Here is a 26,572-nt window from a genome sequence, read left to right as displayed (position 1 = left end):
AAAAATGTGTACGCAATTAGTAAGCATCGGCCGCAATCACCTCGCGACCGTCTCGGGTGATCAATTGCCCTAGGACGATTTGATCAAGTGATTCATTAAGCAGATGGACAGAGCCATCTAAGAACAAAACCATGGCACCTGCGGGATGCAAAGACCGGATCTCGTTATCGATCGCCAAAGCACGGTCGTCGTTAATCGGATGAGCCTGCACGAAGACGTTGCCGCCATTAATCCATTCGCTGCTCGGCCCGACCATGTCCTCACCTGTCGCGATCGTGTGTGACAAGCCATCGAAGCAGTCACGAAACGCGATCACACGGTCATACAGGAACAGGCCATCGTCGCTCCGTCGGTCGACCAAACGCTCGCCGTACAGCCCGCCATAGCTGATATCCGCTCGCCCGTTGAAGTCGGGGATTTCGGTGGGGCACAAATAGGTTCCCACTGGCACTGCAGCCGCCTCGGCATTGGCTGGTGAATCGAAAGCCGATTCGAAGTCCACCGCGTCATACAATGTCTGCTCACCAAGACATCCCAGCAGCATCGCGGACCATGCCAGGTTCTTTCTCGTGGCAGGCTGTCCCCAAGCACGCCATTCCAAACAACCGATCGGCAGCGAACGATGAATGGTGTGGTAGTTGTGAAGCGCCACACCGATCTGATGTTGATTGTTTCGACAACTCGCTTGCCGCGCAGCTTCACGCGCGAATTGCACCGCAGGCAACAGCAGTGAAACCAAGATGCCGATAATCGCCATCACCACCAACAGCTCCACCAAGGTGAAGCCACTGACGGCGCGAAACCGACGATAGCGCAGAGGTTTATGAGTCATGTTCATCAATGACCGAACGCTGATCAGGAATCAGCCGATAGGGCCTCCGCAATACCACATCGATTCTGGACCAAGCGATTTCGATCGAAACGGCAGCAACCAATCAGGACCGGTTGCCAGCGAGATCGTTGCCGCGACGTCGAATACAGCTTGTATTCACGGCGCGACATATCGCGTTTGTCAGGACGACTGATGAATCTTGTGAATTGCGAATTGACGCTGACCTCACCCAAGAAGGTCCACGAGCGTCCGGTTGATGGTAGGTCTTCTGACTCCCGATGATGGATGACCTCAAGCCCCGCCTTCTCGTCATTGGCCGATTCGCTTCAATCCGGCGAAACGGGCCATGGACAATGGCGTAAAAGAGTGGAGCGATCACCTGAACAATCATTTGCCTGTACGACTGTGGTCTGCACGACGGCGGCCAGAGACCACTTGTGATTCACTGGCAAGATTGTTCAAACATCAGTTACAGCGGCCGGGCCGTCGTGGATTTACACCACATTCCCTGTTCAAACGGTCGAAACACAAATCGACCGTCTCACCACCAACCGTTGTGCTCGGAAAGTTAAACTGCCTTCAGCGACCTGTCAACTTATTCGGGATCGATCGATCATTCACTTGCCGTCGCCTTCATACGATCCAAACCGTCCATGACCAAGATTCAAATCGTGCTACCGGCCCGACTGGCTTCCTCCCGACTCCCAGAGAAGCTGTTGCAAAAAGTCGCAGGAAAGACGGTCCTGCAGTACACCTATGAAGCTGCCAGCGAAGCCAAATCGGCGTCCGCAGGAGTGATCGTCGCAGTCGATGACGTTCGCTTGGCCGAAGAAGTCAGCTCCTTTGGCGGCCGCTCGATCATGACGCCACCGGACTGCGCCAGTGGAACCGACCGCATCGCATTCGTCGCTGCCCAAATGCCCGATGTCGACCTATTCGTGAATGTGCAAAGCGACGAGCCCGAAATCGATCCCGATTCGATTGATGCCGTTGCCGATGCCTTGATCGGTGATCCGGATGCGGACTTTTCAACCGCGGCGACCCCAATCACGGATCCGAAATCACTTGGCGATCCCGGTATCGTCAAAGTCGTGATGGCGCCGTGGAATTCCGAATCGGCAGACGATTCCCCCACTGGCTCGATCCACGCAAACGGGGCAGAGAAGGGCAGGGCGGTGTACTTCAGCCGTGCCTGCGTGCCCTTTGACCGGGATGGCGACGCCAGCGAACGACTCGGCCAAGCCCCCACCACCTACTGGCATCACCTGGGACTCTACGCGTATCGCCCCTCATTCCTGCGTTGGTTTGCGGCTGCTCCGCCCAGCCATTTGGAGCAAGTAGAGAAGCTGGAGCAACTGCGTGCGATCGAAGCAGGTAAAAAGGTCTCCGTCGCCTTCGTTGGGCCCGCGGCATCCGGCATCGACACCCCCGCGGATTTGGAAGCTTTCCGCAATCGAAAAAACGCGATGTCATGCTAAGCCATCGCTGAAAAGTTTCCGCAAACGTCATCCTCCGACAGTACCGAAGCGAGGGACTATCGGCGGCCAGTAGAGCGAGTTCACCTGCACCTTTGCAGGCTGTTACCGCCTGCCGATTGGTTCATCGGATGAAAGACGACAATGGGCGCAAGGCACACCTTCACGTTTGCATCTGGCGCGGTATGATCCGCGTCCATGACGAAACACATCTTTGTAACCGGTGGGGTCGTTTCCTCACTCGGAAAAGGCCTGACTAGCGCCTCACTTGGAATGCTGCTGGAATCGCGTGGATTGCGAATCCGCATGCAGAAACTGGATCCGTACATCAATGTCGATCCGGGTACCATGAGCCCCTATCAACACGGGGAAGTCTATGTGCTCGATGACGGCAGCGAGACGGACTTGGACCTCGGTCACTACGAACGGTTCACCAGCAGTCCTCTGACGAGGGATTGCAACTACACCACCGGACAGATCTACCTGTCGGTGATTGAAAAAGAACGCAAAGGCCGATTCTTAGGCAAGACCGTTCAGGTCATCCCGCATATCACGAACGAAATCAAATCCGTAATCGCTCGCATGGCCAGCGACGATACGGACGTCGTCATCACCGAAATCGGTGGGACCGTCGGCGATATCGAAAGCCTTCCCTTTATGGAAGCGATCCGCCAATACGCTCAGGATGTCGGACGCGAAAACGTGCTGTACATGCACCTGACGCTGGTGCCGTACTTGAAAGCTGCCGATGAGCTGAAAACCAAACCGACGCAACACTCCGTCGGCCAGCTCCGCGAAATCGGTATCCAGCCGGACATCCTCGTCTGCCGCTGCGAACACTCGATCAGTCGCGAAGAACGCGACAAAATCGCACTGTTCTGCAACGTGCCTTCGGAAGCTGTCATCGAAGAGAAAGACAAGGACTTCTCGATTTACGAAGTACCGATTTCTCTGGTCGATAACAAACTAGACGAACTGATCGTCAAACGGCTAAACCTTCCCAGCAAAGCCCTAGACATCAGCCCCTGGACGGACCTGCTGCATCGTCTGCGAAACCCTCGTCACGAGCTAAGCATCGCTGTCGTCGGGAAGTACGCCGAACACAAAGACGCGTACAAGTCGATCTACGAATCGATCGACCACGCCGGCATGCACCACCAGGCGCAAATCCGCATCGGCCGAATCCAAAGTAGCGACATCGAGCGTGAAGGCGCCGAACGGCTGCTATCCGGCTATGACGGCATCCTGATCCCCGGCGGGTTCGGCGAACGCGGTGTCGAAGGCAAAGTGCAAGCGATCCGCTATGCACGCCAGCGTGGCATCCCATTTTTCGGCATCTGCCTGGGAATGCAGTGCGCTGTCATCGAATTCGCCCGCGGAATCTGCGGCCTTGAAAAAGCCCACTCAAGCGAATTCGACAAAGACACACCTGATCCGGTCATCTGCCTGCTCGACGAGCAACAGAACGTCACGCAAATGGGCGGAACGATGCGACTTGGTAGCCAACCGGCGATCCTTTCCGAAGGCAGCAAAGCTCGGCAGTGCTACGACAAAGAAGAAGTCGCCGAACGCCACCGCCACCGCTACGAATTCAACAATGCCTACCGAGATGCCTTCACCAAAGAAGGCTTGCTAATCTCCGGAACCAGCCCGGACGGCAACCTTGTCGAAATCGTCGAACTGCCAGACCACCCCTGGTTTGTTGCCGTACAATACCACCCGGAATTCAAGAGCAAGCCGCTTCAAGCACACCCGCTGTTTGCGGGCTTTGTTGAAGCCGCCATCCACCGCGCCAGCGAACGACGCTCACCGGACCACCCTGCCGTTAGCGATCGCTAACCAAGCGGCACACCTGCCCCCATTTCAACGACTCGTTCCTAACTACACCATCGATGTCCGAACAAAACAACGATCCAGAATTGGTTGTCGACGACGACTGGAAATCACAAGTCGAACAAGAAAAGACTGCCCCGGCGGAGCAAGCGGAATCGAACGATCCCACCGGCAACCTGCCGCCAGCTTCACTGGCCATGCTCATCAGCACTTTTTACAGCCAAGCGATGGTGGCTCTGGGTGTGATGGCGAATCCGGTCACCAACGAAAAGTCGACCGACCTGATGATGGCCAAGCATTTCATCGACACCCTCGAAATGCTGCAGGAAAAGACAAAAGGCAACACGACAGACGAAGAAGATAAGATGTACGACGAAGTCCTACACCTGCTTCGCATGGCTTACGTCGGTGCCTCAAAAGCCTAGTACCTAGTCAGCTCAAGTCAGCAAGCAACCGGCGCAAGCTGACACCCAATTAAAGCTGGCCCCACTGAAGGCCAGCCAAAGTGGTACTGACACCCGCTTCTTCTTGACATCGATTCGCGGCTTCTATGCCGCGTAGAGCTGGTAAAGCATCAGGTAGACCAAAACCCCGGTCACAGAGACATACATCCAAATCGGGTAGGCCCAACGCACTAGCTTTTTGTGCGCAACGATGCGACCTTTCTTTGCCAAGTACACCGCACGCAGCGCGAGGAATGGCACCGAAATCGCCAACAACAAGTGCGTCCCAAGGATGGAAAAATAAGTGTACCTAGCCGCCTGCGGTGCATCCGCGGGGAATCGCTTATTGGGTTCACCTGTGGTCTGAAACAGCGCCACCTTGTGAAGCAGATACAGCGCCAAGAACGCGGCACTGATCCCCAACGCGATCAGCATTAGCTTCTTGTGAACCTTCACTTTGCCACGCTTGATATTCACAAGCGCCATCGCCAACACAATCGTCGCCGACGTATTCAACAGTGCGGTGCAGTGAGGCAGAACTGTAGCGAGCGTCTCCCACATCTCAAATCATCTCATCAATTGCTTGCTGCAGCTTTTCCAACTGCTTCGGTTCCGGCCAACTATAAAAACCTTCGACGTTACCTTTGGGATCCACCAAAACGAACCGTTCCGTGTGGAAACCTTTGTTGACAGGCTGCTGGAAAAGATCACCCGCGATACGGCGGATGTAGAGCAAGTCACCAGTGAGGAACAACCACTGCTCTTGATCGGCATTGAACCGAGCAGCATATTCGCGAAGCACTTCCGGCGTGTCGGTTTCCGGATCAACCGAGATCGCCAAGAACTTCACACCCTTGCCTTTGTACTTCTCAGCAAGCATCTTCAACTTTTGATTCTGCTGAGGACAAACGCTAGGGCATGTCGTAAAGAAAAAACTAACCACATAGGGCTGACCGAGTAGATCTTCGCTACTGACGGTTTTGCCGCTGCGTTCGGTCAACTCAAAGCTCGTCAGCAAACCTGGAATCGCCGGCCGAATCACTTCGTCGTTTTCAATTTCAGAACTGTCGGTCACCAACGGAGCTTCACCAGGAGCAACCTCATTGGTAAAGACCGGCTCACCTGGGGCGGGACCGGGCGGAGATGCTGGACGGCGAAACGATCGACCGATGAACCCCAGAACGACCCCGAGGACCAGGATCAAAACGATACTTCCGGTAGTCTTCATTGTTCGCCTTTCGATGCTGATGTTCTTAGCAAGCTGCTCAAATCAGCCAGTTTCTTGGTTTGACCGCACCAGACTTGCTGAACTCGCCAGACTCGCAGAACTTGAATGCGAGCTGTCGTCACATGACACGCCGACTGCAGCTTAGTCAAAATCACCAAAAGACGCGCATCGTGACGACCGCCAGGACGGCTGGCAGAACCAACAACGACGATCGCAGTAAACGTCGGGCGGTAGCATCATCGCGGCTCTTCATAAAACCGACCGACGCGCGGAACATTGGCAGCGTCGCTGCCAGAACGGCGACTGTCGCCAAAGCCGATGGAACGATCGAATCGCTGGGGAAGCACAGCGCGACGCTGCAAACGGCTACCGCAAGTGACCCAACGACGCTTTGCACCGCCGCCGAAATCCCCGTGGGCTCGACGGTGGTCGTCATGCAAAATCCAGCCTCGGCGTACTGCCGACGATACAGCCAGGCGATTGCCATGAAGTGCGGGTATTGCCATGCGGCAAGCACACCGAACAACAGCCAGCCGGTCAAACTGCTAATCGATCCGCCGAACGCGGTGTAGCCGATCAACATCGGCAGCGCCCCAGCGATCGCTCCCATCGTCGTATTCCAAGAGGTTCGCGTTTTCATTGGCGTGTAGGCAAACACATACAGCACCCACGTTGCCAAACCGACAAGAGCAGGCTCGTAGCCAAACCCCAACCAAAGTATCGCAGTCCCCAAAGTTCCGATTGATGCGGTAAAGGCTGTCGCCAACGCTGTCGACATACGCGATGAAGGCAGTGGTCGATTTGCAGTCCGCGCCATTCGTCGATCAATCACGCGTTCCCAAATCTGATTCGCACCACCGGCGCTACCGGCAACCATCGCGGTTGCGAGCAGAAGCAGGCACAACGGCCCAATGGAAACCCAACCGCCAGCTGCAACCATGGCTGTCGCGACGGTCGTCACCAGAATCATGACAACGATCCGCGGCTTGGTCAGCTGGACCAAATCATTAATCAGACGTGTCTCCGCAACCGCTTCACTGGTGTAATCAACCGATCGAGCTTGCGGCCGCTGACTGAATGCAGGTCGACGAGCCTCTTCGGCATCCAATAACCCGACGGAACACTCACCCCCAATCGAAGCTCCTTGGCCTGCGACTTCAAGGGTGGGCTCGGCGATAAAGAGATTGCTAGACATGCTCTGCTTGATTCAATGCAATTAATTCGATGCCAGGACCGTATCTCGCGTGCCGGACTCGCCCGCACTCTGATCATTCGATTGGTTGACGTCGCTCAGAGTTTCCGACGAACTTGCCTTCGCCAAATTTCTTTGGCGAAAAACCTGCAATAACACGACCGCACTCGTCGCCAAAATCAAAGACCCGAACGCGACATGGGCAGTCACGATGATCGAGTCAATGAACCCTTTGGACTGAACCAAAAAACCTTGCCCAACCGGCAAAAAGGCCAACACCGTCGGCCATCCGTAATTGACGATCCAGGTTCCCGTTCCCAACAGGATTTGAACGCCCACAAACCATATCAACCAACCACTAAGCCTGGACAGCGTCAAATCGCCGCATCGACGCACCAAAAGCCATAAAACTGGTGTCAGAGCCCACAAAACAAACGCGCTGGTAATGTGTGTGGCCACCAACAGGGTAAACATCCGCGGAGTTGTCCAAGGCTGGACATGCCGAATCTGTGCCCCCAATGCTAGCTGTGTGTAGCTGAACAACACGGCCAGCCCGCCGACCAGGACAACAAACCACCCAAGCTTTCGCCCACCCGACCAATGGCTCTCGCGGTAGAGTCTGGTATTCCAGCGAGGCCCTGTTACCGAGGCTGCGATACAGCACATCACAAAAACGACGGGTCCGAAGCAACCGTGAATCATCGCGATGGTGCGGTCACTAAGTAAAACACGCACCCCACCTAACGCGCCTTGCGAAATAACGGCCAGCAAGATCGCTACGGCAAGCCCCCTGACCCAGCTGCGTTGCTCCCGCCGAAACGCGGCAATGACAATTGCGATGCTGACAAAACCGACCACGGCTCCCAGCAAGCGATGCCCATGCTCGATGAAAAGGTCGAAAGGGCCAAACATCCACGTCGAAATGGGATACAAGAACAGGTTGTATCCATACGTACCTGGCCAATCCGGCACCGCCATGCCAGCATCATACGTGGTCACCAAACCGCCGACCCAAATCAGCGGCCAAACTAGACAGACCGCCAACACGCATAAACGATGCAGCCAGGGCGATGCCTGCGGTGGCTCATTCGGATTGATCGATGTCACCGAGTTACCTGCCATCACGTGGGCCATATACCTGCTCGCCAAGGATTCCGCCAATCAGCGCCCCACCTGCACCGAAAACGGCACCGTAAATCACGCCTCCCAGACCAATGGCAATCATCAACGAGAAGCCAATAACCAATCCGATGATCGCTCCGATACTGCGATAGTGGTCTCGAGTCATTGCTGTGCCCCCGTCTCGTCTTGCACGGGTGCATCTTTTACCGGGGCTTGTTGATCACCAGGTCGGTTCAGCGGTACGTCCGCGTTTGTTTCCACCGACGAGGATCCTTCGGACGGAACCGGAACGCCGCCGAGTGTCTGAACGTAGTGCACCAAATCCCAAACCTGTTGGGGCGACAGTTGCTTTTCACTCGCTTCGCTACCAACCGGTGCGGCGGGCATCGGGGTTCCCGCAATCCCGGACACGATTCGTCGATACAACGCTTCGCCCTGGGCACCGCCTCGATAAACGCCGTCACTTAGCTTTCGCGGAAAGATTTGACGTGGACGCAGTGCCCCGGCAGCTCGAAACGGTTTCACCGCGTCCCGATCCTCTGGTGAAATTGAAAGCTTCGTCGTGAACTCTTTGGTCCAGTCATCGAAATCAACCGTTGTGACGCTCGCATCGCCTTCGGGGCCATGACAACCAGCACAGTTCACAACCCCTCCGGCTTTGGCATGAAACAAAGCCGTACCACGATCCACCGATAACGAATCAAACTTGCTCTCCTCGGGGACCGGAATCACCTTTTGGTCGGCATCAACCCAATCGCCAACGATCTCGTTCAGACGATCTTGGGCGACCTCCAAAGCGACCGGCAATGAACCGCCAGCGACGCTTTCTGGTGTGATCGAAACGAGTGCCTTCAAATCTGCATCGTCATCGGGCTTGGTGTCCTCATAGCCCAGTTCATCCACCGCATCGGAAAGCAACTTTCGTTCAAACTCACCGCGAACGGCAAGATAGATCAGATAGTCAACGATGGCGTTTCGATCGTCGATGTCGACGCGTGAAAAGGATGGCATTCCAGTTCCAGGTATGCCGCGAACGAGCAATTTTTGCAGATCCTGACGTGTCGGCTTGGCGTTGCGTTCGGTCGATTTCCACTTAAAAACGCCAGCACGAAAATCACGGGGGTAGGGATTCTGTAGCAATGATGCCGGACCGTCACCGCCACCGGCAATCCCGTGACATGTCACACAGTGCTCGGTGTACAAGCCGAAGTGACGGTTTTGTTTGTCGCTGTAAACGCGCCCGGAAGCTCGCTTCAAGTTTTCCAGATCAACCAATCGCTTGCCTTCATTATTCTCGATCCAGTCGCTTGGCCAAACCGGCGCGTTGGGCGTTCCGAACCACGTGGTCACCACCTGCTGCACATCCGTCATCGCAGCATCGGTCGCCACGTCACGACTCGTTTGGACGACGAGCTGATGAACGCGGTTGGATGGAAATCGCTGTACCGTCGAATCACAGCCACTGAGCAGCAAACCAACTGCCCCCAGGGTCGCGACGACGGGGAAGATCGTACGCAAGGCTTTCATGTCGGTAGCCTAACCGAAACCAAGGCAACTGGCTAAACCTGGTCATTGCAAAAAATTGTCGCAGCTACCGAGCCGCTGTGGCTTCGCTGGGATCGCAGTGGCTTCAATTCGCTCCCATCTGCCAAGGAAAAAAGCCGGCCCCACGAACGATCGCGAGTCCGGCTTTATTAGCAGTGTGCGGGGTTCCCCCCGACAGATCAGACCAATCGACTACTTGAATGCGTCGACTGGGACTTCGACAGTCATTTCGTTGACGCCTGCTTTGATATCGACTTCAAAGCGGCTGCTGCGCCAGCTGGTGTCTTTGCCGTCGACAATGACGTCTTTCAGCGAACCGGTTTCATGGTTAGCACGGAAAATAACTTCGCCGGTAGGCAAGCCTTTGATTTCCAGAACGCCATTTTCATCGGTGACGGCGGCGAATGGGTGGTCGACAACCAAGACCTGGGCCTTCATCCAGTTGTGGATGTTGCAAGCCACTGGTGTTGGTGCTGGCTCAGAATCTTTCAGCTCGATGTTGACGAACTGCCCCGGAGGCACGGTCAAGTTTTGAGCTTGGTTGTTGAAGAACTGGAAGTTCGCGTTGTGGGTCACTTCATCAGGGTTGGTAACCTTGATGGTGTCGCCTTTCTTCGCGATCAACACGTGAGGCTCGAATCGGCAATCTTCATTGGCCAAAACGTGAGTCACGGGTTCCAACTTCATCTTTGGCAATTCAGTGCCACGACGTCCTGTGTAGACGTAAACGATGACATTCTGAATGCCTTTGTTGTCAGCGTTGACAACAAGCGATTCATCTGGAATTGGGTTCTTACCACAAAAAGCCTGGTCAACGTTTGGATTGACAACGCCAGCCTTTGGCGCATCGCCCTTCAACTTGAAGGTCATCCGCAACGTTCCGGTCTCTGCCGCAGCGGGGGTAGTTAATACAGACGCCGAAACAGCTGCCACAGCACAACCGGCAGCAATCATTCGTTGAAAGAACGAGAGTGAACGTTTCACACTTCTACTCCTGGGTGGGGAAGTTTTTGACGCGTCAATCTTAGTCACGCGAGCCACGCAAGCGAAGTGCTGACGTGTGGAGACGAACAGACATGACGACAAAAAATAAGGCGACGACCGTCAAGGGAGTGGGGAGCTCTGACGGACGCCGCCTTTTTAAAACAAGTCGTCGGGGATCCGCGTCGCCATGGAGGTGGGAAGAAGAGATGGCGACAGATAACGTTTCCCGGCGGGACTCTTAGGATTATATGCACAAAGGTGTTCTTGTCCACCGCTAAAGAACACTAAAGTCAACCTAACTTCCATCACGACCGCTTTTGTCACCGATCAGACGGGATATCCGAATTCGGAGACGTCTTCATGTCATGAACAATGCATGAGGAAGCCCGGCAAACCGACGCCTGAACATCACAGGGACTGTGATGGGTACTATCACCAAAGTACCCGGCACGTTCCGCCGTGCCGACTTCCCACTAACCCACCCCAGCAGAGCCAACGCCTGAACATCACAGGGACTGTGATGGGTACTATCTCCCAAAGTACCCGGCACGCTCCGCCGTGCCGACTTCCCGACAAAACCCACCCCGACAAAACCAACGCCGGGCATCACAGGGACTGTGACGGGTACTATCACCAAAGTACCCGGCACGTTCCGCCGTGCCGACTTCCCACAAAACCCACCCCAGCAAAAACAACGCCCGGCATCAAAGGGACTGTGATGGGTACTATCACCAAAGTACCCGGCACGCTCCGCCGTGCCGACTTCCCACCGACTCCCTCTCCAATCTCCTGCCCGACACCCCGCATGTTCGCCCCCTACCTGATTGACGGGGAACGCTCCGCGCAGAAACTGTGTGCAGCAGATTGGCACTTGGCATTGCCAGCGGACAGCTTGTGAATAAATTCGCGTCCTGCCAGGCGACTTTCCGGATCACCAATTCCGAGTTCGCTTGACTTGGCAGCTCTTCCCGATACGCCTTCGTATCCCCTCGCTCGGCCCATTAGGGTAGGTTTGATGAAAGTTTTGGTTGTTGGCAACGGTGGTCGTGAACACGCATTGGCTTGGAAACTGGGGCAAAGCCCAAAGGTGACCAAGGTGTTTGTCGCCCCAGGCAATGCAGGCACTGCGACAGAAGCAACCAACATCGAAATCGAAGCAACCGATATCGCCGGTTTGGTTCAGTTCGCAACCAAAAACCAGATCGACTTGACCGTCGTCGGCCCGGAAGCCCCCTTGGTGTTGGGCATCGTCGACGCGTTCGAAGAAGCGGGCCTGCGAGTCTTCGGCCCCTCCGCAGCCGCCGCAGAACTGGAAGGCAGCAAAGTGTTCTGTAAGAACCTGCTGCATACCGCGGACGTCCCCACCGCTGACTACCGAACATTCCGCGGTACCGAAGATGCCTCGAGATACATCAAGGACAAATATCCAGAACCGAACGAACCGGTTCCCGTTGTCATCAAAGCGGACGGACTTGCCGCCGGTAAAGGCGTGATCGTTTGCGAGACCCGGCGCGACGCACTGGAAGCGATCGACCGTATCGCCGGTCAAAAAGAGTTCGGAGAAGCGGGCAACGAACTGATCATCGAAGAACGTTTGATCGGACAGGAAGCGAGCGTTTTGGCAATCACCGATGGCGAAACCATCATCTCACTACCTGCTGCCCAGGACCACAAGCCAGCTTTTGATGGTGACCAAGGTCCGAACACCGGCGGCATGGGTGCATACTGCCCAACCCCGATCGTTGATGAAGCGATGTTTGAACGCATCGAAAGCGATGTCTTGGTTCCCGTTGTGCACGCCATGAAACGCGCACGTAAGCCTTTCAAAGGCGTTCTCTATGCGGGACTGATGCTGACCAGTGCCGGCCCGAAGGTATTGGAATTCAACGTCCGTTTCGGTGACCCAGAATGCCAACCGCTATTGATGCGGCTTAAAAGCGACTTGTTTGAAGTCCTTTATGCGGCCGCCGAGGGCAAGCTAGCGGAAATCGGATCGCTGGAGTGGGATGATCGCCCAAGCATCTGCGTGGTGATGGCCAGTGAAGGCTATCCCGGCAGCTATGAAAAAGGTCTTGAAATCACTGGCCTTGCCGAAGCCGACGAAGTCGAGGACGTCAAAGTGTTCCATGCCGGAACCACGACACAGGACGGAAAGGTCGTCAATGCTGGTGGCCGTGTTCTAGGCGTTACCGCGATTGGCAATTCCATCAGCACGGCAAAGTTGAACGCCTACACCGCCGTCAAAAAGATTCGTTGGCAAGGTGCCTGGTGCCGAAAAGACATCAGCGACAAAGCGATCAAGGGCAGCTAGTTACATCGGTCATATCCGGTTGGCCATTCTCTGAATTGCTTGGAGAACAACGCCGAATAGTCTCGCACGAAGCGACCAATCAAAAGCAAAGCGGCAAGCTCCAGGCAACCACGCTCATCAACCACAATGAACGAAGCTGCCAAAAGCTTGCCGCGATAGGCGCGACATCAACCGGTGCCCCTCCGGTTTAGAAGTCACATTAGGTTGCATCAACCAATTGAAAGTTGATTTCGTTTTCACCGGAGACGACTTCCACTTCGCTCGGTTCTAGTTTCACTTCCCCAGTTGGACGCTTGCCATTGCGTTTGGGTCGGACCAATCCGGGATCGCCAGGCTTTCCCTTGGCAACTTCAAAACGAATCCGATGCTTACCAGTTAACGCACCGGGTTGGTTGGGAAGGTAATAGGCGGTGTAGAAGCCTTCTTCGTTCGTCAGTGCCAACGAAGGGCGTCCACCACCGATGGGAACAAACTCGATACTGCCGTTCTTGACGGGCTCGCCGTCGATCGTCAGCTTGCCCTCAATCTGGCCCAATTCAGGTCCGCCGGGACCACATCCGGTCACGGCAAAACTTGATAGAGAGAGCAAAAACAAAACAGAAGCCAATTTGGATTTCATTTGACCTTGGTCGAAAGGGTAGGTGGGATTTGAGGTGGGACGTCGATCAACACGCATCGTTATTGAGCCATGAAGGTTTGATCGAAGTTGAAGTGGTCGGCGCGGCCATTCAGTGCGGTGAAGATGTTGTCAAAGTCGATGCTGTCGGAGATGAATCGAACCGAACCATCACCGAGCAAGAACATGACGCCGCCGATGTGCTGTGAACGAAAACCGTTATGCAACGTGTGCTCGCCGTTCTGCGTCCAGTTCCCCGAGTACAGACTGTTGTTGGGATATCTCGGAACGGTGACGTTTGCCGTTTTGCCGTGATAAGCACTCCATGCGAAGTGCATTGGACGTGCAGCCCAAAAACCACCCGGGCCTCGACCTGGACGCGAATCTTCACGCTTCCCATCGAAGTGCTGCAGTTCCGAACCGTGCTCACCAACCGCAATCGTGTTGCTTAGACCGTCAAGAATGCTCGAAAATCGGCGTTCGCTAAATCGATTGTTCAACATCGAAATATAGCCGTCGTCCTGCAGCCATCCCCAGGACCATGTTGCTTTACCAGCGTAGTAACGATCCCACGAAAACGTGTTTGATCCCGGAGGGTTGTAGTAGCCGACGGTCGCGACGTAGTCAGGAATTTGCACTTGATAGCTGTTGGGTGCATCCGGATCTAAATCTCGAGTCGCTTGGCTCGTTTCTTGAAACCGAAAACGCTCCAACGCACTCGAAGGACAGTTGTAGGTGGGAACCTGTGTCTGACTCATCACTTCCCAGTTGCGATTGGGATAGATGGAGTCTTCGCTAAAGTCTGTCCCGCTAAAGTTCAGTTTTTCGGCCGCGGCGCTTTGTTCTAACTGCGGCAAAATGACTGTCATCCAAGAGGGCCCCGACGGCGGCGTTTGCCCGGGAATCAAGTCCGTGCGCAAACCATGGTTGGCAGGCATCTGCTTGAACTGCCCATGGTAGTTGTGAATTGCAAGCCCGATCTGTTTCAGGTTGTTGGAACATTGCATTCGTCGAGCGGCTTCGCGTGCAGCTTGAACTGCCGGTAGTAGCAGTCCAACCATGATCCCGATGATCGCGATCACGACCAACAATTCCACCAGCGTAAACGCTGGACGTTGTTGGATTCTTTGGGCAGGTCGTTTGACATCTCTGGATGTCGAACAATGGTCCGTTTGTGGATTGAGAGTTTGATCCATCATAAGAGTTCGGTAGGTTTCCAAGGCGTGACAATGAAACGCATCAGCATCGAGTGACGTGAGCTCGACCGAGCTGATGCACGATGAAGTGAGCTGGCTTGTGGAAGGTGACCAGCTCTTTGGCTTGCGTTGACACCCCTACGCGAAACCAATGCCAATCAACTTGGATTTGCTCAATTGACTCTGCTTGAGCATGCCTGAAACTCACTAAGGGAAATCGTTTCACTTCAATTGGCTCTAATTCACATTGGAGTGACTTAGCCAAATCGCTTCTCAAGGAACTTAGATGGTTTCTCGCGATTGACCTTTGCGAACGATTTTTCGCCGCCGCGCAGCGAGAGCACGCTCATCAGGCAGCGTGCTCAACTCCTAGGCCATCGCAGCAAAAAACGTGGTAATCAGCACCCCCTAAGTGCATGTAGGGCAATGGATTACTTTCATGCGTGAACGCACGTTTTCCTGCAACTCCCGATGAGCCGCAGAACTATCCGAAGACCACTCGCAACGAAAACGTAGACTGGACCGGTTATTCCAGTGAGTCGATGGCAAAGAAATCCTCACCAGTGAGGGTAAACCCTCACCCGATAGCAAATCCGACAGCAATCCGCTGACTTCAATCAATTCGCCCGTTTGGCTGCCCCTGGCAACCTAAACGTGGCCCCATGCAGCTTTTGGTGAGGAAGGATCCGGCCATGGTTAACAAAGCCCTGAAACGTCTTGCGCTGGCAGGGATGCTCGCTCTGGTTGGAGCACCGGTTTCCGCCCAAACCTTCACCTCAACCGATACGCCTCTCCGCTTGCCTCCCTCGGGGACAACAGGCACCACGGTTTCGTCGATCACGGTTGCTGACTCGTTCAACATCGCGGATCTCGACGTCAACATTGATTACAACCACACGTTCAACGGGGATATCAGCGCAACTGTCATCTCCCCGAACGGCACCAACGTCAATCTATTTGATAAAGTTGGTGCCGCCGCGAATGCACAGAACGGCGGCTACCGTTTTGATGACGACTCACCGAATATGAATTTCGGTTCGGGCAACCCAATCCCTCCTGGAACCTATTCTCCCAACGAAGCACTCTCGGCATTCAATGGTGAAGACGCGCAGGGCACGTGGACCCTGCAAATGAATGACGCGTTCGGTGGAGATTCCGGAACGCTAAATTTCTGGCAATTGCTATTCGTGGCGGTAGCTCCGACAGAGGATGCAAGTTTTGCAGATGTGCTTGCCGGATCCTCACTGCTCGAAGTCCAGGCCACGAGTCAGTTTCTTGATCTGCTCGCCAATCGACTGCGAGGCGGCGTGCCGACGAGTGCTCGCCAATACGCACATCAAGTCGCTCAGTTTTCTGCCGCACCTGCAGTCGACGAGAACCCGATTCGGCTGGTTTCGACAGCACCTTCGACTAACCAGATCCAACAAGTCGCTTACCACACAAACCCAGTCTACAAGCCACGGAAGGTGCTCAAGACCCAAGCTTGGGTTTCCGGATTCGGAGCACAAGGCTCGGTTGACAACGGTTTCAGCTACGATTTTGGCGGCGTCGCTTTCGGTGCCCAGCGTCAAGTTGATTGCTTTACAACACTGGGCCTGGCCGGGAACTACTTCAATGCCGACGGCGGCCGTAACGCCGGAAACGTCGAACTTGATTCTCTCGGATTCGCGGTTTATGCGAGTCGTCAACTGACTGCAAACGGATATTTTTCAGGAATCCTGGGCTATAGCAGCGGCGACTTTGACACCTACCGATCAACCTTAACAGGAAACGCTCTCGGTTCCACCGATAGCGATTCGTTCCAGAGCTATTTCGAACTCGGGCGCACCTTGTGTACAGGGGATTGGAAAGTCCAACCACACTTGGCATTCCAATATGTAGGAATGAGCTACGACGGCTATACCGAAACTGGAGCAGCCAGTTCCAATCTACAAGTCGCTGAAGACAACGTAGATTCCGCTCGAGGAATCATCGGAACAAGCATCTCGAAGAACATGTGTGTGCTTGGCGGATCCCTGGCACCGATCTACCGGATCGCTTACGCGCACGAATTTGCGGATACCAATCAGACGCTCAGCTCTCAGTTCGTCGGTGGCAACGCGCTCGCGATCAGCGGCGCGGAACTTGGTCGTGACTTCCTGGACCTGGGCGTGGGCTTCGCATACGCAACCGGTTCCGGTGTAACGCTCTATGCCGACTACGATGCACAGTTCACTTCAGAGCATGATCAACACAGCGGCCAAGGCGGCCTCATGTTTGCATGGTAATTCCTTAGCACTAGAAGTGCTGCGACTGTGATGTGTCTGTCGAACTAGCGATTGGCAACCGGATCAGAATCAGCATCAGCGACGCCATGATTCGAGGCGATCTGCTGAGCCAGTTCATGACGACCGAGTTGTCGATTGGTCTCAACAACGCCTAGCCATGCCTGCCGGTTACCGGGATCTTGCTTCGACAAACGTTCAAACTGGCTCAATGCTTCGTCATACTGGGACAACTTTTGCAGTGATTGCGCCAGTCGTAAACGTGCTTTTCGATGCTCCGGCTGCTGGGTCAATACCGCCCGGTACAACTCAGTTGACTTTTCGAACTGCCCCGTTGCCATGGTGACGGCACCTAGGTTAAGAAGCGTTTCGACATGCGTCGGATTCATTGTTGCGGCGATTTTCCAGTGTTTCATCGCACCGGCAACGTCATTAATTTTTGCCAAGGCGCTACCCAAGTTGCAGTGCGTTTGCGAAATGGCTTCGTCGGTGGCTTCCATCGCTAGTGCCCGTCTATAAAACTCGATCGCTTGAGGGTACTGCTGCGCTTTGAAGTTCTGATCCGCAATAAACTGATATCGCCGATGGCTTTTCAGCGATGACTCAACGGCCCAAAGCAAAGGATCATAAGGGCCATAGGGTCGACGATTGGCGACACTTGATTCCAACAACTTGGTTGCCAATTCCAACTGCCCCCGACGCCGATAAACCGTCCCCAAAGAAAACTGAATACTGCTGGCGCGAGGATCAATATCCAAAGCTCGCTTGAAATAACCTTCGGCGGTCACCAAATCATCTTCTTGCTCAGCGATCCTGCCGAGCGAATACAGTGCAAAGGCGTGGTTGGGAGTGATGGCCAATACTTCGTCAAACCACGCCTTTGCACTTTTTGTTTGACCGGCCGTCAATTGGATCTCCCCCAACCAGCACATCGCGGCAAGCCTTGCAGGCATGGTTTCCGGTTGGGTCTTGCTGATTCGCTTCAGCCCTTCGGTTAACTCTGCGATCGCTCGACCACTTTCGCCCTGCACGCGATGGACATGGCCTACCAAGCAATACCATCGAAAATCATCGGGTTGATTCGCCTTGGCCTGAGAATAGCAGTACGTTGCCGCTCGGAAGCTTTCCAAGCAATGTGCAATCATCCCCAACTCGCCAAATAGGTCGGCTGTTTTCTCCGGCTTCACCGTGGCGAAACGCGACTCGACATCCTCAATTTGCCGGACGATGGATGGTTCGATTGACGGGTTTTGCAGCCTTGGTATCTGATGTTTGCCGACCATCTTAAATCGTTCTTGGTCAAACATCAGATCGCTTGATTCCTTGGATGTCTCTGCCGATCGGTTCACATTTTTTTCGACGCTAGCCGAATCACAACCGAGCAGGGCAGAGACACCAACACTGCACGCCAATGTCAAAACGAGGCGTGACTTCCGTATTTCGCATGTTCGTTTCATCGACCGCTTCCTTGCCCGATGGTGGTGTAGCGTCCAATGGCGGGTGGATCAAAACGTTCGGTATTTCCATCCGGCCATTCCACTTCCAATTCTGAAACAATCCAATCGCTCGGCACACCAAATAGAACTCTGCTGTCATGTGCGCAGTAGTAGCTGCCGTCATTGCGAACTCGTCGCTTGATCACTTGTCCGCTGGATGACTTCAACTTTGCGACAGCTCCAACTTGATCACGCTTTGCATCTTGACCAACAAGCCGTAGCCCTATCCATGGCTTTTGATGTCCAACTTGATTTCGATACAAACGTGCCGGACCATCATTGTTCACCACAACGAAGTCCGAATCCCCATCGTTGTCCAAATCACCGACGACAAGTCCGCGGCTCATTTCAGACTTGCGAAACGTCGCATCCGTATGGTCGCTAACATCAACAAACTGTTTTCCGGTGTTCTGGAAAACTTGATTGGGCTGGCCTAGTGGGAAGGAATGATCTGTCGAGATCGTTCCGTTTTCTCGCTTCACGGTTCCATTGACAACGACCAAGTCCAAATTGGAGTCATTGTCAAAATCGACCCAACGTATTCCGAAACTGGTCATGGCCAAACTCGGTGCTGCCAAGCCGACCAAGTTTGTGCGATCGGAGAATCCTCCGCTCCCATCGTTTTCATAAAGCGTGTTGGTTTCGCCGGTCAGATGCGCAACGATCAGATCTTCGTCCCCATCGTTATCGAAATCTCCGGCGTCGACTCCCATACCGGCCTCAGCCACGCCAACAGCGTTGTACGCACATCCAAATAACAATGCGGAATCTTGGAACGTGCCGTCTTTTTGATTGATCCAGAGCCGATTCTCCATTCCGTCGTTGGCGACATAGATGTCCGGCCACTGATCTCCATCGAAATCGGCACCAGTCACACCCAGCCCGGCACCGTAAACGCCAGCGATTCCGGCCTGCTCAGATACGTCGATGAAGTGTCCGCGACCATCATTGCGAAAAAGTTGATCGGCCTCGCCGTCATAGCTATTGGGGCCACAGTAGTCCCGCCGACCACTCGCCCCGAAACATGGCTTGTCCGTGCTAGCGGAATAGGTGACATAGTTGCAAACATAGAGGTCCAACCAGCCATCTCGGTCATAATCAATAAAAGTTGCTCCGGCGCCCCAACGATCCGACCGCAAGCCACTCTCTACGGTCGCGTCGCCGAATGTTCCATCGCCGTTGTTGCGTAAGAACACGTTCTCGCCGAAGTTTGTGACATAGACATCAAGGTCACCGTCATTGTCCACATCCCCGTACGTCACACCTTGTCCGTACCCAGTTGAAACCGAGACGCCGCTTTCGCCAGTGACATCCGTGAACTTCAACGCCGCATTCGGATCACCTTGTGGTGAATCGTTTCGGAACAAACGGTCGCTTTGCCGAGCTCCGGCTTGTGTCGACGTGACTGCTGCAGAGGTCGCATCAGCGTCGCTTGCGTTTTCCTGTGACTCTTGTTTAGCAAAGTCTTCGAACTGGTGATCCTGAACAATATAGATGTCGAGGTCACCGTCGTTGTCATAGTCAAACAACGCTGCTCCGCTGCCGACGATCTCAAAGTACCGATAGTCCGGCGTTCGCCCTGCGATGTGCTGAAAATCAAAACCCGATGAGGTCGGTACCTCTTGAAAAAACATTTCCAGTGATCGATCAACTGCACCGCTACCGATCGAACCTTCTTTAGTCACAGTAGGTTCAGCCAATCCGCCCCGTGACAAATCTTCGATCTGGTCGATCGATTCCCCCGAGCGTTGATCACAGCCACTTGCCAACAGCATGCCCGCAGCGACGAAGTAGACGAACACTTGAGCGAGACTAAAGCGCCCAAGATTGGCGGTCCAAATGCGTGTAAACCACTTTGCGGTGATTCGCAGAAATAGCAAAAATGCCGACGTCGAAAACGACGCCGGGAGGACGCGGTGGGGCATATTTGTTTTTCGACGGCGGGGCAGCGGTCAATTCGCCCACCCCGATTCCGGATTCAGGTGGCAAATCACATCCGGCTATAGAGTGCCGAACCGTCGAAGACAAGATCAATCCTGTAATTCGCAGCGCGTGGTTGTATGACCTACCACGCGTGGCAGGACAGCCGAATGATCGCAATGAACGTCCATCGATATGCCGCCTAGCTTCGGCCCAGCCAAGACTTTAAGAGCCCCATGTCGTCTTTGATTGCTGCAAGATGCTTCGGCACCAGCTCTGCCGGACGGTGGTCCAGGTACTCTTCATGCAGCGAGATTGGACCGGAAAAACTATCCGCTTTCAGCATCGCGAAAAATTTCTCCGAAACCAGCCCCTGGCCCAGTGGGACATTGACAACCTTTCCCTTCTCCCAGGCAAAGTCTTTTACATAGACCGTATCGATGTGGTCCTTGATCATTTGATAGGTGGTTGGCCAGCTGGTTCCACCTTCGACGGTCGCGTGCCGAATGTCATAGGCCATCGCGATGTCCGTTGGGCTGATGCCCTCGAGCACCTGAGCGAGATCCCAAATCGATGCGCCCATGTAATTCACACCGGCATGGTTCTGGTAAAGCCCGATGACACCATAGTCATGATTCAGTGCGGCCAAGTCTTCGAACTGCGGTTTCCAGTTCGCAAGTTGGTCTGCGATCGGTTGATCTGATGAATACTTCATGTATTTCATCCGGTAGCGTTTAATGCCTAGCGTGGCCGCGGTCCGAATCACATTCTGAGACTCCGGGTCACTGGCGTCATTGATGTCCGATGTTAAGACCGTCACCTTCAACTTGCACTTATCGAGGGCTTCGACCAAACGCGGCAATTCGTCAGCAACATTGGCCGGTTCGATATGGCCTCCCTTGCGAATCGGGGCCTCAATGCCGTCGAATCCAAGTTCCGCGATCGATTCGGCAAGCTCGTCGAATGAAAGCGAATTGAATGGCTTGGTAAAAACCGCGATCGGATTGGACTTCAACGGTTCAGAGCTTTCGGCCTTGGCCTGTTGTACAAAGCTTGATGAGACAGCGGTTGCTGCGGTCAAAGATAAAAACCGGCGGCGGTCGAGAGAGATCATTGGTAAGCCCGAGACACGGTGGGAAAGATCGTGAAGGGGAGGGCAGGGGAGAAGTACGTGTGCCCTCGATAACGAGCGTCAGTTTAATGCAGAATCGGGCATGACGCAGAATTTCGTTGCCGAGTTTGAATTCGCTTCTCGAGTAGACGATTCAAAGTCCAAAGTGTCTGAAGTGATCTGCAGCCTGCGAGTTAACCTGTCCAGAGACTGTGCCTTGGCGGCTACTTACGAAACCTGGGGGTTAAGCAATCTGTGCAGTCAGCACGACGGAACGTGCTGGGTACTTTGAAAAATAGTACCCGTCACAGTCCCTGTGACGCCCAGGCGTTGGTTTACTGACATGTATTGCGAAAACATTCAGCACGGCGGAGCGTGCTGGGTACTTTGGAAATAGTACCCGTCACAGTCCCTGTGACGCCCAGGCGTTGGTTTGCAGACACGTATTGTGAAAACAGTCAGCACGGCGGAGCGTGCTGGGTACAAAGGGGCATTCAGCACGACGGAACGTGCTGGGTACTTTGAGAAATAGTACCCGTCACAGTCCCTGTGACGCCCAGGCGTTGGTTCGCTGACAGGTATCGTGAAAACCATCAGCACGGCGGAGCGTGCCGGGTACAAAGGGGCATCCAGCACGGCGGAGCGTGCCGGGCACTTTGACTGCAGCATACCGGATACATTAGCTCGCGCGATAGCGACGCAAATCGAATGTCACAGGGAAATCATTGGGTGAATCGACCGGTGGCATCTCAGGGATGAACAGCCGTCCGCCGGTCAGAGTCCCCGTTTGGAACCGAGCCGCTCGACGTGATTCCGCTTCGTTGGCATTGATCGGAAAGATCTCATGGGAGCGACCACTGGGGTCAGCCGCATGATAACGACAGCCACCGATCGAATACTGAGTCACTCGGTCAACGATATCGAACTGCAACGGGACGTCGACAGGAATGGTCGGGTGCAAGCAACGTGGCGGTTGCCAAGCTCTGAACTTAATCCCTGCGAGATAGCGGCCAGCAATCTGGCTTTGATGCATCGGAACCCGGCGACCATTGCACAACACGGCATGTCGCGCGGGATCGAATCCGTCCACACTTATCTGCAGACGCTCTAAAGAGGAGTCGACAAACCGGGCCGTTCCGCCTGACGACGGTTCTTCACCCATCAGATACCAAGGTTCGATCGCGCTGCGAACCTCTAGTTTCACATCCCCGTAAATCGCATCACCGACTTTCGGGAAACGAAATTCAAAGTGTGGTAGGTACCACTCGTGCTTGAGGTCGATTCCCAAATCGCAAAGTTTCGAAATCAGATCGCCCAAGTCATTCCAGATGAAATGTGGCAACATGAAACGATCGTAGAGAGCCGTTCCCCAACGGGCCAACGGAGCTCGATACGGAGTTTTCCAAAACGCAGCAACGATGCCTCGGATCAACAGCTGCTGTGCAAGATTCATTTGCGCGTTTGGCGGCATTTCAAAGCCACGTAATTCGACCAATCCCAATCGTCCGCTGCTGGAATCGGGAGAATAGAGTTTGTCGATGCAAAACTCTGCACGGTGCGTGTTACCGGTGAGGTCAACCAACAAGTCACGGAACAGGCGATCGACGGTCCAAGGCATGATGGCTTGGCCGGTCTGATAGAATTTCTCCATCTCGCGGATGGCAATTTCCATCTCATAAACGCTGTCACGGCGTGCCTCATCCATCCGCGGTGCTTGGCTTGTCGGGCCGATAAACTTACCGCTGAACAAGTACGACAGGGCAGGGTGGTTGTGCCAAAAACGCAGCATGCTTGCCAGCACGTCTGGACGCCGGATGAACGGGCTGTCCATCGGTGTGCTTCCACCCATGACCACGTGGGCACCGCCTCCGGTTCCCGTGTGCGTACCATCGATGTCAAACTTCTGCGCCGTTAATCGGCTTTCACGAGCATGCCCGTAAAGCGACGTGGTCAAATCCACTAGCTGACGCCAAGTTGACGTCGGCTGCACGTTGACTTCGATCACCCCGGGGTCGGGTGTGATTTTGAATAGCTCCAGTCGGTGATCTGGCGGCGGAAGATAACCTTCCAAAACGATCGGAATGTCCAAGTCGACACAGGTTTCTTCGACTGCGGACAACAAGTCCAAGTAGTCTTCCAAACGCTGAGTCGGTGGCATGAAGACGTGAATGCGACCGAAGCGGCATTCGACACAGAGGGCGGTTGGGATGACTTCGCCATCTTCGTCCTGCGGCTCGTCTTCTTTCTCTCGCTCCTTCTGCTCTTTTTCCAGTTGATCTTGGACCTGCTGAATCCGTTTGGGATCGTGGCGAACGATCTGCACCGTTGGCAACGGGTTGCGAGACGCAAATGGATCATAGGGCAATGAACTTACTGCACCGGGGCGTCCGGCCAACGGAAGACTGTCAAGCGGCAAACGCAAACCGATTGGCGAATCGCCGGGGATCACAAAGACCTTCCCACCACGAACGGGCCAGCGTCCTCCGATCCAACCCGGATGGGCTTGCCACCAGGCGCGGCGAAGCGGCAACACATGCCCGATCGGTTTTCCCATCCCCTGAGTAAACGTGCGCATCATCATCGCGCGTTCGTTGGGGTCTTCCAATTTGGGATCGGTCGGATCGACATCGATCGGCAACCGCTGTTCTTTCCAAAGATAGTGAAAGACGTCCTCATAGACGGGCAACGTCAATTTTGCCTCGATCCCCAGAACGCCGGAGAGGTGCTGAATGAATCGTCCAGCATCTTCATGGGTCAGCTTGTAATCTTTGCCTTCGTCCGCGATGTATTGTGGGTTCTGCCAAATGGGTTCGCCATCGGTTCGCCACATACAGGTCAACGCCCATCGCGGAAGCGACTCGCCGGGATACCATTTTCCCTGACCATAATGCAGCATCGCTCCGGGGCCGACTTCGTCCTTTAGACGGAGCATCAAGACGTTGCTTAAAACCCGTTTCTCGATACCGACAGCATCGGTGTTCCATTGTGGATCATCGGTATCATCGATGCCGACGAACGTCGGTTCGCCTCCCATCGTCAGGCGAACATCTTCGTCAGCTAAGACTTCGTCGATGCGATCACCCGCACTGAGGATCTCTTGCCATTGTTCATCTTGATAAGGCTTCGTCGTCCGCGGCGTCTCGACGACGCGGGTGACTTCCATCTCGTGAACAAATTCAACTTCGCATGGTTCATGCCCACCGGTAATCGGTGCCGAATCCTGGAAGTTAGGCGTGCATGAAAGCGGGATATGACCTTCACCGGCAAGCAGACCACTGGTCGGATCCAAACCAACCCAGCCCGCGCCAGGCAGGTAAACCTCGGTCCATGCGTGTAGATCGCAAAAATCAGCAACCGGACCTTCGGGGCCTTCAAGCGGTTTTTCGTCGGGAGCCAACTGAATTAGATAGCCTGAAACGAAGCGTGCGGCCATTCCGACGTGCCGAAACGCTTGCACCAACATCCATGCGGAGTCACGGCAGGAACCGCTTGCCAGCTCGAGCGTTTGCTCTGGTGTTTGCACGCCCGGTTCGAGACGAACGGTGTAGTTGACCGAGCGCTGCGCGTACTGATTCACTTCGACCAAAAAGTCGATCACGCGTTCGCTTTCGGTAGGTATTTCCTTAAGCCATTCTTGCAACCGCGGAGTCACCGGATCGGCGTTCAAATAGGGCGCCAGCTGAACTTTGATCTGCGGCGAATATTCAAAAGGCCAAGACTGCGCATGATCTTCGATAAAGAAATCGAAGGGGTTGATAACAGTCATGTCGGCTTGCAAGTCGACCGATACCGAAAACTCGGTCGTCTTCTTGGGAAAAACCAGACGCGCGACCGGATTGGCAAACGGGTCCTGTTGCCAATTCAAAAAGTGCTCTTCTGGCTGGACCTTCAAGTTGTACGAAATAATCTTCGTTCGGCTGTGGTACGCCGGCCGAAGTCGAACTAATTGTGGTCCAAGTCCAATTGCTTTTTCGTAGCGATATTGCGTCTTGTGGTGGAGAGCGACTCGGATCGTCATGAGGTTCCAGGGTTGTGAAAGTAGTCGCGGCCGAGCGAGTTACCGATGGCGTTTAGTTCCAGTTGCAAACGATCGATGAAATCGTGCATCCCGCCAGCGATCACTTCTTTGACGTTGGTGTTCTTTAAGCGATGTCGCAGGGCAGAAATTCGCTGTTTCGCTTCGCCGGGATGGTCTGCCCCCGACGTTTTTTCGATTTCACGCAACGACCAATCCGCCGCCGCAACGCAATAGTAAACGCTGCGAGGAAACGATCGATGGAACAAGAAAAAGGCAACGATCTTTTCGACGTCCACCAAGTGGTGTTCTCTTCGATAGGCTTCAAAGCCACTGATCGCGCGAAGCAACGTTGACCACTGCAGGTCATCGACCGCGGTGCCGATATCGTCAACGCTTGGCAACAGGTTGAAATACTTTGCGTCCAGAATGCGCGAGGTTTTGTCGGCACGCTCGAGCATTCGCCCTAAGTTAATGAATTGCCATCCCAGGTCATGTGTCATCGTTGTCTCAAGCACACCGCTCCACATCAGCGTCTGATTGCGGACGTGCTCAAAGAACAATTCCGTCGGATCGTCGGTCAACTGTGGCGTGCTGCTTTCGCAAACGAAATGATAAAAATTGTTCAGCTCACGGAACGCTTCGGTGGAAATCACCTCACGAACACCGCGAGAATTCTCTCGGGCGGCGCGGAGACAACTGAGCATCGAGTTCGAATACTCTTCATCGAATGCCAAGAACTGCACAACCTTTTGCCGGTCGGGCTTGCCGTACTTTGCGGTGAACCACTCGTTGTCACCGGTGACCTGCACAAGTGGTTCCCATGGATCGACGATGTAGTCGGCTTGCTCCAAAGTCATGTTCAACGTGACTTCGATGAAACGTGCCAGGTTCTCGGCACGCTCCACTTGGCGGCCCATCCAGTAGATTGATTCGGCGACTCGTGAAAGCATGAAGGAAGTCGTAGACCGGGGTGTGGATCGAATGGA

Annotated in this window: 20 protein-coding genes and 1 riboswitch; of the genes, 5 read left to right on the top strand and 15 right to left on the bottom strand. The window is 54.4% G+C overall.

Annotated features, from left to right (window positions below; genetic code table 11):
- Positions 1 to 16: 16 nt before the first annotated feature.
- Positions 17 to 832 (bottom strand): DUF1559 domain-containing protein, encoded by an 816-nt coding sequence (locus tag LOC67_RS04425; RefSeq protein ID WP_230261302.1) that lies wholly within the window; start codon positions 830 to 832, stop codon positions 17 to 19.
- A gap of 240 nt (positions 833 to 1,072) precedes the next feature.
- Positions 1,073 to 1,388, bottom strand: a riboswitch (cobalamin riboswitch).
- Between the two features lie 97 nt (positions 1,389 to 1,485).
- On the opposite strand from LOC67_RS04425, the gene LOC67_RS04420 reads away from it, so the two are divergent.
- The 3 genes from LOC67_RS04420 to LOC67_RS04410 all read left to right on the top strand — a co-directional run bounded on the left by LOC67_RS04420 (position 1,486) and on the right by LOC67_RS04410 (position 4,565).
- Positions 1,486 to 2,310 (top strand): 3-deoxy-manno-octulosonate cytidylyltransferase, encoded by an 825-nt coding sequence (locus tag LOC67_RS04420; RefSeq protein WP_230261301.1) that lies wholly within the window; start codon positions 1,486 to 1,488, stop codon positions 2,308 to 2,310.
- A gap of 195 nt (positions 2,311 to 2,505) precedes the next feature.
- Positions 2,506 to 4,146 (top strand): CTP synthase, encoded by a 1,641-nt coding sequence (locus LOC67_RS04415; RefSeq protein WP_230261300.1) that lies wholly within the window; start codon positions 2,506 to 2,508, stop codon positions 4,144 to 4,146.
- 53 nt (positions 4,147 to 4,199) lie between these two features.
- Positions 4,200 to 4,565 carry a DUF1844 domain-containing protein gene (locus LOC67_RS04410; protein WP_230261299.1) on the top strand — a complete coding sequence of 122 codons (366 nt, stop codon included), beginning with the start codon at positions 4,200 to 4,202 and terminating at the stop codon, positions 4,563 to 4,565.
- 123 nt (positions 4,566 to 4,688) lie between these two features.
- Here LOC67_RS04410 and LOC67_RS04405 read toward each other — a convergent pair whose 3' ends face one another.
- From LOC67_RS04405 to LOC67_RS04375, 7 genes are all read right to left on the bottom strand, one after another.
- Positions 4,689 to 5,144, bottom strand: a complete 456-nt coding sequence (locus LOC67_RS04405) for a DUF420 domain-containing protein (protein WP_230261298.1) — start codon at positions 5,142 to 5,144, stop codon at positions 4,689 to 4,691.
- Between the two features lies 1 nt (position 5,145).
- Positions 5,146 to 5,811, bottom strand: coding sequence for an SCO family protein (locus LOC67_RS04400; protein ID WP_230261297.1), 666 nt, complete (start codon positions 5,809 to 5,811; stop codon positions 5,146 to 5,148).
- A gap of 151 nt (positions 5,812 to 5,962) precedes the next feature.
- The gene (locus tag LOC67_RS04395; protein ID WP_230261296.1) at positions 5,963 to 7,006 is read right to left on the bottom strand and encodes a protoheme IX farnesyltransferase; all 1,044 of its coding nucleotides are present in this window, start codon (positions 7,004 to 7,006) and stop codon (positions 5,963 to 5,965) included.
- Positions 7,007 to 7,027: 21 nt separating this feature from the next.
- Positions 7,028 to 8,137 (bottom strand): COX15/CtaA family protein, encoded by a 1,110-nt coding sequence (locus LOC67_RS04390; protein ID WP_230261295.1) that lies wholly within the window; start codon positions 8,135 to 8,137, stop codon positions 7,028 to 7,030.
- Positions 8,115 to 8,291, bottom strand: coding sequence for a hypothetical protein (locus tag LOC67_RS04385; protein ID WP_230261294.1), 177 nt, complete (start codon positions 8,289 to 8,291; stop codon positions 8,115 to 8,117). The genes LOC67_RS04390 and LOC67_RS04385 overlap by 23 nt, the downstream gene beginning before the upstream one ends.
- Positions 8,288 to 9,652, bottom strand: a complete 1,365-nt coding sequence (locus LOC67_RS04380; RefSeq protein WP_230261293.1) for a cytochrome c — start codon at positions 9,650 to 9,652, stop codon at positions 8,288 to 8,290. The genes LOC67_RS04385 and LOC67_RS04380 overlap by 4 nt, the downstream gene beginning before the upstream one ends.
- 210 nt (positions 9,653 to 9,862) lie before the next feature.
- Positions 9,863 to 10,654 carry a methylamine utilization protein gene (locus tag LOC67_RS04375; protein WP_230261292.1) on the bottom strand — a complete coding sequence of 264 codons (792 nt, stop codon included), beginning with the start codon at positions 10,652 to 10,654 and terminating at the stop codon, positions 9,863 to 9,865.
- A 1,015-nt stretch (positions 10,655 to 11,669) separates the two neighbouring features.
- Here LOC67_RS04375 and purD point away from each other — a divergent pair.
- Positions 11,670 to 12,965: a phosphoribosylamine--glycine ligase gene (purD, locus tag LOC67_RS04370; RefSeq protein WP_230261291.1), complete on the top strand. Its 1,296-nt coding sequence runs from the start codon at positions 11,670 to 11,672 to the stop codon at positions 12,963 to 12,965.
- 199 nt (positions 12,966 to 13,164) lie between these two features.
- Here purD and LOC67_RS04365 read toward each other — a convergent pair whose 3' ends face one another.
- Together LOC67_RS04365 and LOC67_RS04360 are read right to left on the bottom strand one after the other, a co-directional pair.
- Positions 13,165 to 13,584 carry a carboxypeptidase regulatory-like domain-containing protein gene (locus LOC67_RS04365; protein ID WP_230261290.1) on the bottom strand — a complete coding sequence of 140 codons (420 nt, stop codon included), beginning with the start codon at positions 13,582 to 13,584 and terminating at the stop codon, positions 13,165 to 13,167.
- Between the two features lie 59 nt (positions 13,585 to 13,643).
- Positions 13,644 to 14,780 carry a DUF1559 domain-containing protein gene (locus LOC67_RS04360; RefSeq protein WP_230261289.1) on the bottom strand — a complete coding sequence of 379 codons (1,137 nt, stop codon included), beginning with the start codon at positions 14,778 to 14,780 and terminating at the stop codon, positions 13,644 to 13,646.
- A 689-nt stretch (positions 14,781 to 15,469) separates the two neighbouring features.
- Here LOC67_RS04360 and LOC67_RS04355 point away from each other — a divergent pair.
- Complete coding sequence (locus tag LOC67_RS04355) at positions 15,470 to 17,044, top strand: autotransporter domain-containing protein (protein ID WP_230261288.1); 1,575 nt, start codon at positions 15,470 to 15,472, stop codon at positions 17,042 to 17,044.
- Between the two features lie 44 nt (positions 17,045 to 17,088).
- Here LOC67_RS04355 and LOC67_RS04350 read toward each other — a convergent pair whose 3' ends face one another.
- The 5 genes from LOC67_RS04350 to LOC67_RS04330 form a co-directional block, all read right to left on the bottom strand.
- Positions 17,089 to 18,498, bottom strand: a complete 1,410-nt coding sequence (locus LOC67_RS04350; protein WP_230261287.1) for a tetratricopeptide repeat protein — start codon at positions 18,496 to 18,498, stop codon at positions 17,089 to 17,091.
- A complete protein-coding gene (locus LOC67_RS04345) occupies positions 18,495 to 20,462 on the bottom strand; it encodes a CRTAC1 family protein (RefSeq protein WP_230261286.1) in 1,968 nt (655 codons plus the stop codon). Before LOC67_RS04345 ends, LOC67_RS04350 begins: the two co-directional genes overlap by 4 nt.
- 197 nt (positions 20,463 to 20,659) lie before the next feature.
- A complete protein-coding gene (locus tag LOC67_RS04340) occupies positions 20,660 to 21,571 on the bottom strand; it encodes a sugar phosphate isomerase/epimerase family protein (protein ID WP_230261285.1) in 912 nt (303 codons plus the stop codon).
- 676 nt (positions 21,572 to 22,247) lie between these two features.
- Positions 22,248 to 25,586 (bottom strand): DUF2126 domain-containing protein, encoded by a 3,339-nt coding sequence (locus LOC67_RS04335; RefSeq protein ID WP_230261284.1) that lies wholly within the window; start codon positions 25,584 to 25,586, stop codon positions 22,248 to 22,250.
- Complete coding sequence (locus tag LOC67_RS04330) at positions 25,583 to 26,536, bottom strand: alpha-E domain-containing protein (RefSeq protein ID WP_230261283.1); 954 nt, start codon at positions 26,534 to 26,536, stop codon at positions 25,583 to 25,585. Before LOC67_RS04330 ends, LOC67_RS04335 begins: the two co-directional genes overlap by 4 nt.
- Positions 26,537 to 26,572: the final 36 nt, after the last annotated feature.

Source organism: Stieleria sp. JC731 (assembly GCF_020966635.1).
Classification (GTDB): Bacteria; Planctomycetota; Planctomycetia; order Pirellulales; family Pirellulaceae; genus Stieleria.
Note: the sequence above shows the minus strand (reverse complement) of the source record. Positions and strands in the feature narration are given on the sequence as shown.

What these genes read in the sequence shown, in the direction of transcription:
- LOC67_RS04425 (WP_230261302.1), bottom strand. Translation starts at nt 832, where the DNA reads ATGACTCATAAACCTCTGCGCTATCGTCGGTTTCGCGCCGTCAGTGGC.
- LOC67_RS04420 (WP_230261301.1), top strand. Translation starts at nt 1,486, where the DNA reads ATGACCAAGATTCAAATCGTGCTACCGGCCCGACTGGCTTCCTCCCGA.
- LOC67_RS04415 (WP_230261300.1), top strand. Translation starts at nt 2,506, where the DNA reads ATGACGAAACACATCTTTGTAACCGGTGGGGTCGTTTCCTCACTCGGA.
- LOC67_RS04410 (WP_230261299.1), top strand. Translation starts at nt 4,200, where the DNA reads ATGTCCGAACAAAACAACGATCCAGAATTGGTTGTCGACGACGACTGG.
- LOC67_RS04405 (WP_230261298.1), bottom strand. Translation starts at nt 5,144, where the DNA reads ATGTGGGAGACGCTCGCTACAGTTCTGCCTCACTGCACCGCACTGTTG.
- LOC67_RS04400 (WP_230261297.1), bottom strand. Translation starts at nt 5,811, where the DNA reads ATGAAGACTACCGGAAGTATCGTTTTGATCCTGGTCCTCGGGGTCGTT.
- LOC67_RS04395 (WP_230261296.1), bottom strand. Translation starts at nt 7,006, where the DNA reads ATGTCTAGCAATCTCTTTATCGCCGAGCCCACCCTTGAAGTCGCAGGC.
- LOC67_RS04390 (WP_230261295.1), bottom strand. Translation starts at nt 8,137, where the DNA reads ATGGCCCACGTGATGGCAGGTAACTCGGTGACATCGATCAATCCGAAT.
- LOC67_RS04385 (WP_230261294.1), bottom strand. Translation starts at nt 8,291, where the DNA reads ATGACTCGAGACCACTATCGCAGTATCGGAGCGATCATCGGATTGGTT.
- LOC67_RS04380 (WP_230261293.1), bottom strand. Translation starts at nt 9,652, where the DNA reads ATGAAAGCCTTGCGTACGATCTTCCCCGTCGTCGCGACCCTGGGGGCA.
- purD (WP_230261291.1), top strand. Translation starts at nt 11,670, where the DNA reads ATGAAAGTTTTGGTTGTTGGCAACGGTGGTCGTGAACACGCATTGGCT.
- LOC67_RS04365 (WP_230261290.1), bottom strand. Translation starts at nt 13,584, where the DNA reads ATGAAATCCAAATTGGCTTCTGTTTTGTTTTTGCTCTCTCTATCAAGT.
- LOC67_RS04360 (WP_230261289.1), bottom strand. Translation starts at nt 14,780, where the DNA reads ATGATGGATCAAACTCTCAATCCACAAACGGACCATTGTTCGACATCC.
- LOC67_RS04355 (WP_230261288.1), top strand. Translation starts at nt 15,470, where the DNA reads ATGGTTAACAAAGCCCTGAAACGTCTTGCGCTGGCAGGGATGCTCGCT.
- LOC67_RS04350 (WP_230261287.1), bottom strand. Translation starts at nt 18,498, where the DNA reads ATGAAACGAACATGCGAAATACGGAAGTCACGCCTCGTTTTGACATTG.
- LOC67_RS04345 (WP_230261286.1), bottom strand. Translation starts at nt 20,462, where the DNA reads ATGCCCCACCGCGTCCTCCCGGCGTCGTTTTCGACGTCGGCATTTTTG.
- LOC67_RS04340 (WP_230261285.1), bottom strand. Translation starts at nt 21,571, where the DNA reads ATGATCTCTCTCGACCGCCGCCGGTTTTTATCTTTGACCGCAGCAACC.
- LOC67_RS04335 (WP_230261284.1), bottom strand. Translation starts at nt 25,586, where the DNA reads ATGACGATCCGAGTCGCTCTCCACCACAAGACGCAATATCGCTACGAA.
- LOC67_RS04330 (WP_230261283.1), bottom strand. Translation starts at nt 26,536, where the DNA reads ATGCTTTCACGAGTCGCCGAATCAATCTACTGGATGGGCCGCCAAGTG.